We start from the raw sequence: 16,093 nt of genomic DNA on the forward strand, positions 1-16,093 counted from the left end.
TTATGTGCAAACTTTTCATCGATGCAAATCCTGATTTGTGGGCGGGTATCACACGTTCTATACGAATTGACGGCGTTGTCAGCTCTATTCGCCTCGAGTTGTTTTTCTGGCAAACACTTGAAGAAATAGCATTTAGAGACAAGGTAAGCTTGGCCCAAATGGTCACTAGATTGTACCGCGAGTCATTGGACGCCAATCACGACGCAAGCAATTTCACGTCATTTTTGCGTGTCTGTGCGTCCCGTTACTTGTCACTTGCAGCTGATGGTTTAATTCAGAGACAGTCGCTTATGTCGCTTTATGATTTGGACGCTAGAGAATTACTCAAAAAAGAAGCAGACAATCAAACTCAACGTGCGCAGCAATCCGGAAACGCTTAGTTAATATAGTGAAAGCTACCTCCTTCAAGCCTGGGAAGAGCAACCACTCCTCCCAGATTGAATTAGTTAATTATCGCTCCCTAGCTGCCGCTTCCACCCCAATTTTTTCTCAATCGAAGCAATCATCATTCCTGCAATATCTTTTCCTGTGGCAGTCTCTATTCCTTCTAACCCTGGAGAAGAGTTAACTTCCAATAGCAAAGGCCCGTTCTTAGAACGAATAATATCGACACCTGCGATATTCAAACCCAATACTTTGGCAGCCGTAATCGCCAACTTTCTCTCTTCTGGTGTGATTTTAACAATGTTTGCCGTTCCTCCCTGATGAATGTTGGCTCTGAACTCCCCAGGCGCGGCAGTCCGTTCTATTGATGCCACAACTTTGCCATCAATGACGAAACACCGCAGATCTTTACCGTTCGCTTCTTTGACAAACTCTTGAACAAGTAAGTTTGCCTTCAAAGATTTGAAAGCATTAATCACACTCTCGGCCGCTTTTTTTGTTTCGGCTAAGACGACGCCGCGCCCCTGCGTACCTTCCAGTAGTTTCACAATTAAGGGCGCGCCACCAACCATTTCAATAAGGTCGTTGGTATCCATAGGCGAGTTAGCAAAACCCGTCGTTGGTATGTTAATGCCGCTTTTCAACATTAATTGCAGTGAAAATAGTTTATCTCTGGATTTCGTAATCGAGTCAGAACTGTTTATCGTTAACACTCTCATGCTTTCGAACTGTCGCGCCAACGCACAACCATAAAATGTAATGCTTGGTTTAATCCGAGTAACCACTGCGTCAACATCATTGAGTATCTTACCCCCTCGGTAATGAGCTTCTGGTTCTTTGGCATCCAGTTTCATGTAACACTGTTTAATATCCAAAAATACCATCTCATGACCACGCTCTTCGCCTGCCTGAAGAATTCGTTGATTACTGTATAAATTGATATTACTGGCAAGGAGGGCAATCTTTAGCCCCGTTTTCTCTGGTACTTTTCTACCATACAACTGTCGAATTTGTGCGTCGTCAACATCACCTAAACAACACTTTTCAGCGGGATCGATAATGACGCGTTCGCCCATGGCCTCACGACCAAGTAGCATCCGATAGCCCATCGAATCTCGATTAGCCAAGGTCAGTTCAACATTCCATACGTCATCGCCCAATTTCATCGGAGACGATATGACGTAACGGGTTTCGGACACTCCTGAAGAACTTTTCACTGAACGTCTGTCTATTACCGGGCTTTCGCATCGGATGACCGTTCGCCTATCGTCTTGCAGTGGATGCACTTCGAAACTCACCCAAAGTACGCCCTCTCGACGGAAAGTGTTGATATTAAATGCGTGTAACGATGATGTTTTTGCGCCAGAGTCGACTCTAGCTTTCACTGCTGGTAATGCAAGTTCTGGAAAAGCACACCACTCTTCACTGCCAATGACCTTTTTCAAGGCAATTCTCCCATATGACTAATCTCACGCCATTGCGCAAGAACAATTTGGCGAATATTAGCAGCAAAAATCAGTTAAACTTAACAATTTAAACCCTTAAATAACAGACACTTAAACAACCCCCCAAAGCCTCTTCAATATACTACATCATTAGAATTCTAGGCTTTTTTCCAACGAAAACCGCGTCTACTCACTACGATACTCAGACACCATAACCATTGCCTCGCTTTCAAATCCCGTTGTATTCAATTTATTGGGTAAATTCATGATATTTCGTCCCAACCAAGGGTTTCAGATAGAGCAATATAACCATAAACCAATAACACTCATTAGACTGAAAACCGAATCGAATAAAAACGCTGAACAAAATTCACTTTATTTCATTCCACTCGTTGCCTTTGACTGCGCTTTTTCATTGATACAAGGTTGACGAATAACAAAGGAATAAATCGTCGACGGGATCATCTACTAGTGGCACTCTCGACAATAGGATTCTGGTTGAAGTCCGTGCAGGGTTAAAGAATAATAAATGAGATAAAGAGTGTGGGCCGTGTATCACAAAGCGTTGGTTTGTTAAGCTCCACACTGACTGTAATCAAAGTGCAAATAACGCGTAGTGCGTGCTTACCTCGTTTTAATTGACCGGCAGTGACAAAATAATGAAGTACCAACTCGGGAGCCATGTACTTGATACTACGGCACGTACGTTGACAAAAAATGATGACGTCCGCCCTATTCGCCCCAAAACCCTTGAGTTACTGCTGTACCTTGCTCAACGACCTGATGAGATTGTGAGTAAGGAAACGCTGTTGGCCGAATTGTGGAGTAATGTCACCGTTGATGAAGGTGTGGTTTTTCAATCAATAACAGAGATAAGAAAGCTCGTCTCTAACCCCAAAATCATCATTACTTTTCCGAAACGCGGTTATCAACTTACTCAACCACTCACCCCGATAGAAAACAAAACAGTGCGGCACACTCGGCCTCGGATTTATGCAGCTATTGCGGTAACTATACTTGCTGTCGCGTCAATCGTGTTCCTGGCGTTACCTTTGACTAGTGACAACACGACGGCCCAATCCGCTTTATACCCCCACAGAATAGTGGTACTGCCTGTCAATAGTCATGTGGCTTATACCAGTTCAAATTGGGCAGGGTTAAATGGAGTGCACAGCATAACATCGCGCCTAAATGGCGATGACGATGTATACGTCTATTCCAGTTATGATATCGCAACATTACTCCAACAAACTGACGTAAATAATGGCACTGCGTCGTTATCTCCTGCTGTGATATCAGCATCAACAGGCGCATCATTGGTTGTTGAAACTGACGTTTACGGTGGAGTTAACAACTATAACCTCGTGTATAAGTTGCATAGTAACAACAGTGTGACTCAAGGGTCCGTTTTCGATACTTCCATTGATGGTGCTTTTTCAAAACTCGCCCAAAAGATAGCAGAGTCCACCGCTACCCAGTTTTCTTCATCGCCGCGAGACCCTATCTCTGAGTTCAATGATGAGCTGTTTTCGAAAGCCATTATTAGCTATGAATCGGATTGGAAAACGTCGATAAGCTATTTTGAAACTTACTTAAATTTAAAACCCGATTCGCTTATCGCTCGTCTTTATTTATGCCGACTGTATTTGTGGGAAGGTCGTTTTGATGATGCGCAAAGAATCATCGACTCTGCGGTAGTGCTTGAAAATAGTGATGTTAGGCATCGAGCTCAAGTGGCCTTTTTAAAAGGTCAACTGGCCGCCCAAAGAAAAGCCTGGCAACAAGCCGTTGTTTTTTTTGACGAGGCAATATCGTTACTCAATGGATCGAATGATTGGTCACTACAAGGCGATATATTGCAACATCATGCCAGCGTATTGGAGCAGCAAGGTGAATACCTCAACGCCCAGCTTTTGCTAGAAACAGCGATGACATACTACCAACGAATTGCCTCGCCAATTGGTATTAATGCCATCCGACTTCATCTTGCACGTGTATTGTATCGCCAAGATAAACACGCGTCTGCCAAGGCCTATTTTGAACAGGCAAAAAACCAAATCATGTCGCAGCAACTGGTATTTCTCTATTCGTCGCTAGAGCAACAATCACAGTTTTTCGCTGTAAAGCCTCCAACATTAAACTAGGTTCCCCTCATCCTCCTCATCAAAAAATAAGCCATATAAAACAGTAATTTGAGAAATTTTCAGAAGATTTAAAGAACTTTAATTGGCCACTAGCCACTATTGTCAGCCATGCTTAAGCCATCGATGTATTAACTGAGTAAATGCGTTTAAAGGCTTGCTCGTTATCTATGGGAAAAAGAAATGAAAGTTCTTCCATCATTGGTGATTTTGGCGTGTTACCTGCTCTCTTACCAGCTTCTAGCGGCAGCACCTGACTCAAAACCCGCGCAAGTATTCGTCAACCCTATACTACCTGGTGGCTACCCTGACCCATCGATATGTCGCGATGGCGAAGACTTTTATATTGTTAACTCTACCTTTGAATACTTTCCTGGTTTACCAATCCACCACAGCAAAGATTTAGTGAATTGGGAATTGATCGGCTATGGCTTGCACCGTGCGTCTCAGGTTAGTAGCGAAGTCAACCTTATTGATGTGCAGTCTGATGGTGGAATACACGCGCCCACATTGCGATGCCGAGACGGCAAGTTTTACATCATTACCACTAACGTCTATGTACCGCCAGGTAGCAAGGATACCCAGTTTGTTAACTTCGTGATTACTGCAGATAACCCTCGTGGGCCATGGTCTGAACCCAAAGTACTCGAGGGCGCCCCAGGCATTGACCCGGATATATTTTTTGATGACGACGGGCGCGTTTGGTACGTTGGAACGCGCAGTCCGGAGAACCCCAACTTTGCTGGTGAAGGCGAAATCTGGCTTCAGGAAATAGATACGCAAACATGGTCTTTGATTGGTAAACGCCATGCTTTGTGGCGCGGTGCTTGCGGAGGCATCTGGGTGGAAGGCCCTCACATGTACAAACAAGATGGTAAGTATTATCTGATGGTCGCCGAAGGGGGCACTAGCTTCAATCACGCAGTAATGATAGCGGTGAGTGACGAAATAACAGGCCCTTTTATCTCCAATGAGCGAAATCCCATAATGACCACACGTCACCTGTCATACCGTAACTGGGTTCACAGTACGGGGCACGCCGATATGGTGCAATTGCAAGATGGCCGTTGGTATATGGTATTACTGGGTATTCGTTCGGAAGAAGGTACGGCCTCCAACATGGGTAGAGAAACGCACCTTGTCCCGATGGATTGGGAGCGAGAGCCATTTTGGTGGAAAGAAGAGAAACACCTTTGGCCAGTAGTCGCGCCACAAACAGGGCGTGTTGAACGACACACACCTGTCCCATTTGAGGGTACGGTACAAAAACGCAGCCTGGCGTTCAAAGACAACTTCGATGCTTCAGCGTTAGCACTGAATTGGAATTTTAGACGATTGCCCAAAGACAACACCTATTCTCTGAAAACTCGACCAGGCAACCTGCGTTTGTTCACGGATGAAAACGTTATTCATGAACGTGCCCGCGCTAGTCTGATGGGTTTCAGACAAACTGCGACAGAATTTGATTACACGGCGAGTATGACGTTCACGCCAAGCAACAATAATAGCGAAGCAGGTATTATCTTATTCCAGAAAGATAACAACTACATCAGCTTTACTGCCAAGCCATATGGCGATAAGTGGCAGCTAACCGCCAAACACTCTGAAGTGGGTGACAATGAACAACACATCATTGGCGTTCACGTGCTAAATCAGATGTTCATCCCCCCGCCAAAGGGCCCGATTTATTTTCGCTTTTTATCGCAAGATGGTCGATATCGACTCGCTTATAGCACAGACAATGGCAACACTTATCACCCGTTTGCCAGTGCCCCATCTGATGGAGTAATAAGCCGCAAATATACTGGCGCCTATTTGGGGGTGTATGCGACAGGCAATGGTGTCGAGACTGGCGACTACGCAGATTTCGACTGGGTGAGCTATCAAGGTTTCGAAAAACAATAATTCAATTACGCAAACATTGCATAATCGAGAGTAATACCATGAAAAAATCGTTATTCGCCATTTCTTTGTGTGTGCTTTCTAGCTGTAGCACAGAATCCTCTCACAAAGAACAGCAATCGCTATCGACGCAGCAGGCAACTGATGCCACGCCACTTAAGTTACATGTCCCATCTCCGGAGTGGCAAGACCAAGTTGTGTATTTCTTGATGACCGACCGGTTCGCTGATGGTGATCCCACTAACAATGACCAAGGAGCGGGAGAATACGATCCCACTCGGGAAAGCCACTATAGTGGCGGTGACATTCAAGGCATTATTGATCATCTCGACTACATTCAAAATTTAGGCGCAACCGCTGTATGGGCAACGCCATTAGTGGCAAATCAGTGGTGGAGCAAGGCGGGCAATTACGGTGGCTATCACGGCTACTGGGCTACGGATTTCAGTGCCATTGACGCCCATGTTGGCGACATTGATACGTATAAACAGCTATCACATAACCTACACACCCGTGGTATGTATTTGATTCAAGACATAGTGGTTAACCACACGGGGAATTTTTTCAACTATCAAGGTGGTTTACAGGGCTACAACCCGCTGGACACAGCGGAAAACTTCGTCCTACTAGAAGACAGTGAAGGAAACCAACCCGCCCCCGTGCAACCGCCATTTGATATGATAGACAGAAACAATCCCGAGCATGTTGCGGCAAATATCTACAATTGGACACCGTCGATAACAGACTACCGAGACCAAACTCAGCAGTTTAGATATCAACTGGCTACTCTCGCTGACATCAATACACAAAACCCACTTGTCGTAGAAACCTTTAAACGCATTTATGGTGATTGGATAAAAAAAGTAGGAGTCGACGCGTTTCGCATCGATACCGTTCGGTACGTAGAGCACGATTTTTTTCATCACTTCATGCATGACCCCAATGGGATCCATGCCGTTGCAGCCGAGACAGGCAGACAAGACTTTCTGGCGTTTGGCGAGGTTTTTGACACCTCACTTGCATATCAGAATGACGCGGAACAGCGAGTAGCGAGTTACTTGGGCACTGAGAACAAACCTGAACTCAATTCAGTGATATCATTCCCACTGCATCATGAACTGAAGACGGTATTTGCCCAAGGCGCGCCTACAGACCACCTTGCTTATCGCATCTCGCAACACATGACCGCGTACGACAATCCACACATCATTCCTACGTTCATCGACAATCATGATATGGCTCGCTTTTTGGCGAGTGGCGACGTAGACGGCTTCAAACAAGCTATCGCCACTATACTCACTATTCCGGGGATCCCTGTTATCTATCAAGGTAGTGCGCAACAAATGACGGAGTCACGGCAAGCCATGTTTGAAGGTGGTTTTATGGCAGAAGCCGATGCCTTCAATCAAGAGAGTGAAATGTACCGCTTTATTTCGCAGCTTGCCACGCTTCGCACGAGTGACAAATTGTTTACTCGCGGCACCTTAACTCTGTTGGCCGCCAATAAAAATGGTCCCGGCCTACTCGCTTATGTTCGAGAATACCAAGGAAGAAAGGTGCTAGTGTTATTGAATACATCCAATCAAGATATCCTCGTCGACAAGCTTAAGGTCAGTCAACACGGCGCGACACTCCAACCTCTATTTGGCGCAAACGATAATTTGAATGTTGACGGCGATGGTCTTTTCACAACCGTACTCGGCGGCCGCAGTATTCTCATTGCTGAGGTCATCGCTAGCGAGCATGGTACAAGCCCTATCAAGCCCACTTTGACTATTGTTACACCGGAGCCAGCTCACGCTGTAAACGCCGATTTGACCATTACTGGCCACTCTACACTGCCTAACAGCCAATTGGTCGTACTTAAAAATACGCGGCTTGATAGTGCAAAAGTTATCATGACTGACGACAATGGTGATTGGCAATATACCTATCCGGTGGCGAATTTAGGGCAAGAACAGGTGTCGCTGATGGCTTATCACCCTAAAACGAGAACCACTAGTCAGGCCTATCGCTTTACTACCGACGTGGATGTCCCCGAATACGAGTTGATACTGACAGACCCCATTGACGATGATACGGGTCTTTCTGGGAGGATTACCTCCCCTACGCACAAACTTAGCCTTGGTCAGCAAGATATCAGCCAAGTAGAGGCTCGGATTGGTGGCGACATACTAACACTCACTTTTACGATGAAAACGGTGACCGACTCATGGATCCCGGCAAACGGTTTCGATAATGTCGCGTTTAGCATTTTCTTTGACCTCCCTGAACAACAAGGTTCGACTGTGCTGCCTTTGCTCAATGGCGCCATGCCCAACAATTGGCATTGGAGTCTCGGTCATGTGGCCTACGGTTGGGGTAATACCACGTTTTCCAATCAAGGCGCGACGGCACACCATCAAGGCAAAAAGCTTGGTGTAGCACCCAAGGTTGCAGTTGATAAAGAAAAACGTCAGATAGCGTTTACGTATAACGCGTCTGATTTGGGGCTGTCCCAATGGCAAAACAGCCGCGTATTTATTACCACTTGGGACATAACAGGCGAAGGTATGTACCGAGATCTGCAGCCCAGCAGCAGTAATTGGAGCTTTGGTGGCGGCCACCATGATGACGCCAAGATCGCCGACTTTATCGAACTCGTACTTCACTAAATCAAAGGATAACTATGAAACATTATTTGATTGGCGCCCTATTGTTGTTGGGAGCAAATATCAGCGTAGCAGAAGAATATTTGACGTTTCTGCTCGCAGGGCAATCCAATATGGATGGCTACGGCAAAGTTGCGGACCTTCCTCTGAAGCTCAAATCAGCACAAGACGTGATGATCTTTCACGGCAATGGCGTATTCGCGAATCAACCCAACGGCGGTGTGGGTCTGTGGTCGAAGTTGCAACCCGGCCATGGTACCGGCTTCAAGTCAGACGGACGCACTAATCAATACTCAAACGCATTTGGTGCTGAACTCACTTTTGCTAGCACCTTAGCGGCGTCTTTACCGGGTGAACGTATTGCTATCATCAAATATGCAGTGGGCGGTACGGGACTGCATTTAAAAACAGGCTACGACAATTGGTCACCAGACTTTGATGAAGGAGAGCGCAAGAACCAATATGATTTTGCGCTAAACACCATCAAAAATGCATTTGCTCACAAGGACATTGATGGCGATGGCAATGATGACGTACTGCTACCAGCCGGTATCATTTGGATGCAAGGCGAGGCAGACGCACATTCAAGCAAAGCCTCTGCCGATGCGTATTTTTCCAACCTGACTCGATTGATGGGCTTACTCAGGGCTGCGCTGCACAAAGACGACGTGCCAGTAATCATCGGAAAGATTACCGACTCAGAAATGGGAGAAGAAGACATCATGCCCTTTATCAAACGTGTTCATCTCGCTCAACAATTGTTCGTGAGCCAAGATACCTGTGCCACTTATGTTACCCAAACCGACGACTATCCCTATGACGAAGACCCATGGCATTACGCTAGCCAAGGTTACCTCAATATGGGTGCAGATTTTGCCAAGGCCTACCTGCAACTCATCAAGCAATGCTAACCGATGTTGGGTGTGGACTGACCACACCCAACAACGTACAAATATCCTACAAATAGCGTCAGACAAATTTACAGCGCGGTATCAAACCTTTCGTAAACAACTGATATGAAAAGACTTAAATCATGGCATTTGTTTTGCTTATTACATTACGTAAGTTAGCTTGTAATATTTATTTGAGTAGTAAAATATGTTCAGAACGTTAGTAAAGTCTTTCCTTCTAACCGCAGCCGCGATCGCTTTTTCATCAGCACACGCCACATTGATTGATTTCGAGCAAACACCGTTTGCTGACAGCAGCAGATCAGAGTCTGTGGTTTATGATTTGGGTAACGGTAGAACAATGACGATCACCGCCTTTGTTCTCACTGTCAATGATGGAGAGGGAAACATTTTTGATCGCTCTCAAGTACTTGACCCATGGGGTGTGTACTTAGGGTCAACCGGATTGGGCGCCAGAATCAATAGTGATGACAGCAATAGCCTAGACGGTTCAGATGAGAATTCTGCAACAGATTTTGACGAAGGTTTGCTCTTTAGCTTTAACTTCCACGCAGAACTTGCAGCAATTAATTTTGGTTCATGGAATAGCAGTGATGATTTCAACTTGGAAGTTGACGGCGTAAACCTAATGCACGATGTTAGCGCATTTGAAACCAATGCCTTTATCTCTCGTACACCGGAAAATGATAAGTTTAACTTCCGCAACGTCACAGGCCGTGACTTCTTAATTTGGGCTGATGGCGATACCGATTCGTTCCGCATCGACGATATTACGGTCCATGTTCCAGAGCCAGCAGCAATTGGTCTACTCGGGCTGTGTTTACTCGTACTTAGCCGCTTGAGAAGTCGTTAGAACAAAGCTTTTTAAAAAAGGAGCCTTTCGCTCCTTTTTTTATGCTTGTGACTTAGCGCTTATGGTTTGGAGCGAATGCTCTAACACATGCCCAAAACGCTTAGCGGGTTGGAGTTAAGGTACTCTCCTGCCCTCCCGTATTGCTCGTTTCTACCTCAATCTCTTCTGGCGATTTAGGCTTTAACGCATCCCATTTATATATGACAATTAACACTGCAAGCTCGGCAATCGTCGTAAGAATACTGGCTTCTGGGCCAAACTTTCCGCCGGTTAGCCAAATTGCCGCATTATTAAGGTGGGTTTCTAGCACGCCCTCATGTTGTAACCCGCTAACACCCGCACCATAGATTTGGCCCATCACGAAGTTCCAGCTTAAATGCACCCCCAATGGCATGAACAGGCTTTTCGTTTTGTAATACGCTAAACCTAAAACCAGTGATCCTAGGGCAAGGTTTAAGGAAGCAATGGCTTTGATAAGACCATCCATTTCAGGATTGTCCCAATGCCCTACTGAAAACAGTATGGCGGCGAGTAATTGCGCGCTGATAATACCAATACCGCCAATTAAACGCTGGAACACGAAACCTCGAAAGAGTATTTCTTCAAACGCCGCCGTCAACAACACAAGGTAGAAACCACCAATTAGTGATGTCAGCGCGAGTGACTGATTCCATTCAAATTCTGCGCCCCCGGTCAAATATATCGTGCCCATGATAAATGAGACCTGCAAGGCCGCCAGGAACAAACCTTTAGCAAAAAGTGAAATCGCCCGTTTGTCAAAATGCAGACCAACGTCATACAAGGACTCTCTTCGCAACTTCAGGCAAATATAGGTAATCGCCAGAATCAGTCCCACTGGTAGCAATTCTGTTATTTCAGGCCCAGCGCCCCAGCTATCGAGAGTCGACTTTAAAATGGAAAATAGCGGCCGCGAAAGCGCCACGAATACAACAAAAATTACAATCCACCATCCATTTCGCCACTCACCGCTGTCGTTCTTCATTAGCCATTTTAGTTTTTCTATGTTTTTCATCGTCTTACGTCCTATTGTAAAAATCAGCTAGAACGGGCAATTGCCATGCCATAAAAAATAACGATAAAAATCAAAAGCTTAAAAAAACTATATTTGATCAAGGTTTTACATCAACGAATACTTGGTCAATTTGACGAAAAATCAGGCAGTTAGGTTGGAGGTGACAAGACAAAGAAATTGAAGGGATTTAGTGAGTATTTTACCAAGCCTAGATTTAAATTCATAAAAAGCTGTACACATTGGTAATTTCAGCGTAAAGTCCGCTCGCTTTAGAAATTTAAAGCTTTATCTGCTACTGCATTTTGCACTTCTTTTTCTCCTTTTATTAATTTAGGTCGAACTTGTATTTTCATTTGCTCTACTAGTTAATGTTTTACTTGTTTTATCTAGAGTTTCAACGATGGCTCGCCATCAATATAAGTAGTTAATTAATAAAAGGTTTTTAATATGTCTAATTCTGTAAATGGTACAGTTAAGTGGTTCAACGAAGACAAAGGTTTTGGTTTCATAACGCCTAGCGAAGGTGGAAAAGATGTCTTTGTTCATTTTCGTTCAATTGTTTCAGAGGGTTACAAGTCCCTAACTGACGGACAGCAAGTCGAGTTCACTATTGAGCAAGGCCAAAAAGGTCCTCAAGCGGCTAATGTCAAAGCGCTATAAGTGATCTTGTAAAATGAAGGCTGGCATTTGCTGCTAGCCTTTTAACTTTCCGGTTTAATCCCCTCCAGCACCTACTTTCACTTTTTCCTCTCATTTAACATTCAATAAGTTTTTAATTTATGATTTACACCTACAACGGCCGCAATATTGATGCGCAGCCGCCGATTCTCAAAATATCCGCTAACAAGCTAAAAGTGGTATTCAAAGATAAGCAAAATCTAAAAAATATTAGTTTTCAAAACACCGCTGAAAAAAAGCAATTTATCAATTGGCTCGTCGCTCTCTGATTTAAAAATAGCATAGTAGCGAGATTCATCTGACCTCAGTACAAAGCAAAAAAGTCGACTGATTTTTGGCTTAAAAACTAACCGCAGACAACCTAGCGAATAGCACGGTCATAACGCATCATACCGACAAGAGTAAAAAAAGATGCGTTTATAACGCTTGGTCCCAGCAGCCGTTTGACTTGTTGAATTGGTAGAATTTACTTAAGGCTAATTTTCGCAAGCCTATATGGGCAGGCCTTGCCTTTGCAAAATGCCCATCCTGCTGTTCAGCAAAACACAGCGATTTCATTTGGTCCGATTTCTAGCAGGTAATAAAAAACTGCCTGGCAGAGAGATAGGGATTAACCTAAAACGCTTATCGGCGGTACTTTTGTATTTGGCGGACAGTAAGGGAAAAATTTCGAACCCAAACATCCCTATTAATACCAACGAATTGTGCAAAACATTAGCTGAATGGAATGAGTATTTGCAAGAGCATTGTTCTAGCGTTTATTGAAAAACATCTGAGCCAGAGCCATAACCAAGGCTCTGGCATTTAATGAAGTAATGACTTCGTTTATTCTCAGTCCGCCAGTTTTCTCAAATGACTTCTGGAGTAAAATAGTGCAAATATTCCTAATCCCATTAAATAAAGTGCAGGAGGTGTAGGAACTTTTGTTACTGCAATGTCTAGAGTTAGGGTTTGACTATTAAATATTGTCCCGAGGCTCTGTAAGGCTACTGTGGCGCCGCCAGGCACATTGCCTTGCCTATCTATAGTGAAGTCATTATTTGTGCCAGTAATTGAAAAAGGCGAGTCACTGGGGCTTATCACGCCACCTAGTGTAAAGTGAGTAAGCGCATTACCCTGAAAAATATAAGAAATTAATGTTTCGGCAGGACTCCATGTTTTTCCATCGATTTCTAAGTTCAAAAGTGAAGGAAGAGTCTCTCCAATATATACACCTGAAATATTATTCCCCGTATCTATGAGAAAACTAGTAGTTCCCCCTATCGATTGGACCGGAAACTGCTGACTACCAAAAAGATCTACGAATTCAGTTGCTTCAAACTCTACCGAGATTCTTAACAAGCTAGCAGACGAATAAAACGAAGATAACGTTAGGAAAGCTATTAGTATTAATTTTGATTTTTTTAACATCCTGTTGTCCTTAGAATAATTCTTTAAAGCTGAAAAAAGCAAAGTTCGAGCCAATACATAGGCATCTGATTTATAATGCTTTTTTCAGTCTCCCCGAGTACTTTGTAAAATTTGCTGACAAATAGTATTACTAGGTAATAGATATTGAAAATATACAAAACTAAGGTTTCGAACCACAATATTGATATATTTCATATAGTTAAGATATTGGGTGATTTGAGAAATTAAAATTACCTAGCTATGTCAACAAGATAGATGAATGGCGGAGAGAGGGGTTAATCAACAACGCTTTCTGCGTTTTTGCCCCTGCGGGCTTACGCGCTTATGCGCTCGTTTCAAGTTGCTTAATCGCAACTTGTCGAACCCTTTACTCGGCTTCTCGTCCACCTTACCCAACACATACAAAAAAACCGCCTATCGGCGGTTCTTTTGTATCTGGCGGAGAGAGAGGGATTCGAACCCTCGATACGCTATTAACGTATACACACTTTCCAGGCGTGCGCCTTCAGCCACTCAGCCATCTCTCCAAATTGTGCACAACTGACAAATCAGTTGTGGCGAAACTGCGCGCGTATAGTAGGGAAAGCCGCAGCTCGAATCAAGTCGAACCTGAAAGAATTCGACTAATTGCGCGAATATTAAGCGTTACCTTTGATTTTCAACTGATGTTCGGCAGAAAATGCCAACATTCTGTCCAACGGAATCAGCGCACCTTTGCGAAGTTCATCATCAACAAAAATTTCATGGACAGATTGTTCTTCGCTAGATAACGCATTGTGAATCGCTTCAAGACCATTCATTGCCATCCAAGGGCAATGAGCACAACTTTTACAGGTTGCCCCGTTACCGGCCGTTGGAGCCTCTACAAACGTCTTGTTAGGAGCGAGTTGCTGCATCTTGTAGAAGATGCCCTTGTCTGTGGCCACAATAAAGGTGTCGTTTTCCATTTCTTGTGACGCCTTGATTAACTGGCTCGTTGAGCCCACTGCATCAGCAAGTTCAACGACACTGGCTGGTGATTCAGGGTGAACCAATACAGCGGCGTCAGGATGAAGGGCTTTCATATCTTTTAGCGCTTGAGAAGAGAATTCATCGTGAACAATGCACTCCCCTTGCCACATTAACATGTCGGCTCCGGTTTGCTTCGCGATATAAGAACCAAGGTGACGGTCTGGACCCCATATGATCTTTTTACCTTGAGAGTCCAAATGCTCAACGATCTCCAGTGCAATACTTGAGGTCACCACCCAATCTGCTCGTGCTTTCACTGCAGCAGAGGTATTAGCGTACACCACCACAGTGTGATCTGGGTGAGCATCACAAAATTCCGAGAACGCTTTTTCCGGGCAACCCAAGTCCAATGAACAGGTCGCTTCAAGCGTTGGCATTAATACGGTTTTTTCGGGGCTGAGAATCTTTGCCGTCTCGCCCATGAAACGTACGCCAGCAACCAGCAATGTCTGCGCTTCTGCATCTCGGCCAAAACGCGCCATCTCTAATGAATCCGCTACACAACCGCCCGTTTCTTCCGCAAGTGCTTGAATCTCTGGGTCAGTGTAATAATGCGCAACCATAGTCGCATTGCGGGCTTTGAGTAGTGCTTTGATCTCGTCTTTTAACGCTTTTTTACGGGCGTCAGACAGTTTCTCCGGCTTGCTCGGAAACGGATATTCAATTTGGTCGACTCTAAATGCTAGTGACATACAAAGATTAACTCGGTTGCGACTATTAAAAACGGCGGGAATTATACCCGACTGTCATAAAAATTACATACTTTGGGCACATTTCTCTGGCTAAGTTTCAGATAGCGTTGCGCTAAAATATATTGGTTTTACGCAAACAATTGATATTTAGATGAGCTACGCAGAGTCTTAACAATTACGCCATAGTTGATTGGTTAAACAATGACTGTAACAAGGCGACGAAAAACGCCAGTGCCCCGACGCCATGCCACGCCCAGTGCTTGAGTTTTATCAAAGATAAAAACAGGACTGCCATGACTATGTTTTTGATAACTTGCTCGTAATTAATTTGTTCAGCAAAGCTGCCCAACACCAGGGGAATAAGTAACAAGTATCCTGCGTGGCAACAATAAAAAGGCAGTTTGTTTTGGTTAAAGTACTCCCACATGTCGAGCTTGTCCTCAAAGCTATGTGGGAGTGACAGCGATGCGATAAGGAAAACACTGACAGGCAGCAAGCTCAAGCAAAATAGCTGCCCTGCGTTCTCCAGCTTGATTTGGTCATTGACAAGGATAAAGCCCCACCAACCATTAATAATCAGCAGGAAGGCGATGACAGCCCACAATATGGGGACAATGTGAAGCCGAATAGCTCGACGGTGAACGATGATACGATGAGAGCTGACCAATAAGTCTGTCGCACTCAATGCGTAAATAATGCCAACAAATGGGATAAGGTACTCAAATTGGTTCATATTCGGTGTGTTTTCAAAGTCCCTGTATTTGCCTAGACTAACATGTAGGCTGAGGATGAACACCACAACTCTGCTTGCGTCCCAAAACTCACCAGCATAATCAACTGTGCCTTCGGCTGTCCAAGTCGTTCCCGACGATTTGTCGAACGCAGCGTATCGCTGATTCTCACCCAGCACTACAAAGTACTTTTAATGATAGTTTCAGTATTTTTAATGTTGTTGCTTGAATAGCTTGAGTAGATGGTGGGG

12 protein-coding genes, 1 tRNA gene and 1 pseudogene are annotated in these 16,093 nt (G+C 44.5%); 7 read left to right on the plus strand and 7 right to left on the minus strand.

Going from position 1 to position 16,093, the window contains the following annotated elements:
* Positions 1-2 precede the first annotated feature (2 nt).
* On the plus strand, positions 3-380 hold the full coding sequence (locus tag AC27G9_RS20355; RefSeq protein WP_487076361.1) for a ribbon-helix-helix domain-containing protein: 378 nt from the start codon (positions 3-5) through the stop codon (positions 378-380).
* A gap of 66 nt (positions 381-446) precedes the next feature.
* Here AC27G9_RS20355 and rimK read toward each other — a convergent pair whose 3' ends face one another.
* On the minus strand, positions 447-1,385 hold the full coding sequence (rimK, locus tag AC27G9_RS20360; protein ID WP_487076375.1) for a 30S ribosomal protein S6--L-glutamate ligase: 939 nt from the start codon (positions 1,383-1,385) through the stop codon (positions 447-449).
* A 51-nt stretch (positions 1,386-1,436) separates the two neighbouring features.
* Positions 1,437-1,829, minus strand: a pseudogene (locus AC27G9_RS20365) (ATP-dependent zinc protease family protein); the annotation flags it as partial.
* Between the two features lie 659 nt (positions 1,830-2,488).
* Between AC27G9_RS20365 and AC27G9_RS20370 the strand changes: the two are divergent.
* The 5 genes from AC27G9_RS20370 to AC27G9_RS20390 all read left to right on the plus strand — a co-directional run bounded on the left by AC27G9_RS20370 (position 2,489) and on the right by AC27G9_RS20390 (position 10,287).
* Complete coding sequence (locus AC27G9_RS20370) at positions 2,489-3,973, plus strand: winged helix-turn-helix domain-containing protein (RefSeq protein ID WP_487076362.1); 1,485 nt, start codon at positions 2,489-2,491, stop codon at positions 3,971-3,973.
* A gap of 180 nt (positions 3,974-4,153) precedes the next feature.
* Positions 4,154-5,875 (plus strand): glycoside hydrolase family 43 protein, encoded by a 1,722-nt coding sequence (locus AC27G9_RS20375; RefSeq protein ID WP_487076363.1) that lies wholly within the window; start codon positions 4,154-4,156, stop codon positions 5,873-5,875.
* A 38-nt stretch (positions 5,876-5,913) separates the two neighbouring features.
* Positions 5,914-8,526, plus strand: coding sequence for an alpha-amylase family glycosyl hydrolase (locus AC27G9_RS20380; protein ID WP_487076364.1), 2,613 nt, complete (start codon positions 5,914-5,916; stop codon positions 8,524-8,526).
* A 14-nt stretch (positions 8,527-8,540) separates the two neighbouring features.
* A complete protein-coding gene (locus tag AC27G9_RS20385) occupies positions 8,541-9,434 on the plus strand; it encodes a sialate O-acetylesterase (RefSeq protein ID WP_487076365.1) in 894 nt (297 codons plus the stop codon).
* Positions 9,435-9,621: 187 nt separating this feature from the next.
* Positions 9,622-10,287 carry a hypothetical protein gene (locus tag AC27G9_RS20390; protein WP_487076367.1) on the plus strand — a complete coding sequence of 222 codons (666 nt, stop codon included), beginning with the start codon at positions 9,622-9,624 and terminating at the stop codon, positions 10,285-10,287.
* A 100-nt stretch (positions 10,288-10,387) separates the two neighbouring features.
* Here AC27G9_RS20390 and AC27G9_RS20395 read toward each other — a convergent pair whose 3' ends face one another.
* Complete coding sequence (locus tag AC27G9_RS20395) at positions 10,388-11,320, minus strand: CPBP family intramembrane glutamic endopeptidase (RefSeq protein ID WP_487076368.1); 933 nt, start codon at positions 11,318-11,320, stop codon at positions 10,388-10,390.
* A gap of 447 nt (positions 11,321-11,767) precedes the next feature.
* On the opposite strand from AC27G9_RS20395, the gene cspE reads away from it, so the two are divergent.
* Positions 11,768-11,980 carry a transcription antiterminator/RNA stability regulator CspE gene (gene cspE, locus AC27G9_RS20400; RefSeq protein WP_487076369.1) on the plus strand — a complete coding sequence of 71 codons (213 nt, stop codon included), beginning with the start codon at positions 11,768-11,770 and terminating at the stop codon, positions 11,978-11,980.
* 849 nt (positions 11,981-12,829) lie between these two features.
* Here the strand turns inward: cspE and AC27G9_RS20405 are convergent.
* The 4 genes from AC27G9_RS20405 to AC27G9_RS20420 all read right to left on the minus strand — a co-directional run bounded on the left by AC27G9_RS20405 (position 12,830) and on the right by AC27G9_RS20420 (position 16,021).
* A complete protein-coding gene (locus AC27G9_RS20405; protein WP_487076370.1) occupies positions 12,830-13,408 on the minus strand; it encodes a hypothetical protein in 579 nt (192 codons plus the stop codon).
* 436 nt (positions 13,409-13,844) lie between these two features.
* Positions 13,845-13,935 (minus strand) — tRNA-Ser (locus AC27G9_RS20410).
* A 111-nt stretch (positions 13,936-14,046) separates the two neighbouring features.
* Positions 14,047-15,111, minus strand: a complete 1,065-nt coding sequence (gene nadA / locus AC27G9_RS20415; RefSeq protein WP_487076371.1) for a quinolinate synthase NadA — start codon at positions 15,109-15,111, stop codon at positions 14,047-14,049.
* Between the two features lie 175 nt (positions 15,112-15,286).
* Positions 15,287-16,021, minus strand: a complete 735-nt coding sequence (locus AC27G9_RS20420; protein WP_487076372.1) for a hypothetical protein — start codon at positions 16,019-16,021, stop codon at positions 15,287-15,289.
* Positions 16,022-16,093: the final 72 nt, after the last annotated feature.

Source organism: Alteromonas sp. 5NS40-0096 (genome assembly GCF_057544385.1).

Bases quoted from the DNA above. Each gene is read 5' to 3' on its own strand.
- AC27G9_RS20355 (WP_487076361.1), top strand. From the start codon at position 3: ATGTGCAAACTTTTCATCGATGCAAATCCTGATTTGTGGGCGGGTATC.
- AC27G9_RS20370 (WP_487076362.1), top strand. From the start codon at position 2,489: ATGAAGTACCAACTCGGGAGCCATGTACTTGATACTACGGCACGTACG.
- AC27G9_RS20375 (WP_487076363.1), top strand. From the start codon at position 4,154: ATGAAAGTTCTTCCATCATTGGTGATTTTGGCGTGTTACCTGCTCTCT.
- AC27G9_RS20380 (WP_487076364.1), top strand. From the start codon at position 5,914: ATGAAAAAATCGTTATTCGCCATTTCTTTGTGTGTGCTTTCTAGCTGT.
- AC27G9_RS20385 (WP_487076365.1), top strand. From the start codon at position 8,541: ATGAAACATTATTTGATTGGCGCCCTATTGTTGTTGGGAGCAAATATC.
- AC27G9_RS20390 (WP_487076367.1), top strand. From the start codon at position 9,622: ATGTTCAGAACGTTAGTAAAGTCTTTCCTTCTAACCGCAGCCGCGATC.
- AC27G9_RS20395 (WP_487076368.1), bottom strand. From the start codon at position 11,320: ATGAAAAACATAGAAAAACTAAAATGGCTAATGAAGAACGACAGCGGT.
- cspE (WP_487076369.1), top strand. From the start codon at position 11,768: ATGTCTAATTCTGTAAATGGTACAGTTAAGTGGTTCAACGAAGACAAA.
- AC27G9_RS20405 (WP_487076370.1), bottom strand. From the start codon at position 13,408: ATGTTAAAAAAATCAAAATTAATACTAATAGCTTTCCTAACGTTATCT.
- nadA (WP_487076371.1), bottom strand. From the start codon at position 15,111: ATGTCACTAGCATTTAGAGTCGACCAAATTGAATATCCGTTTCCGAGC.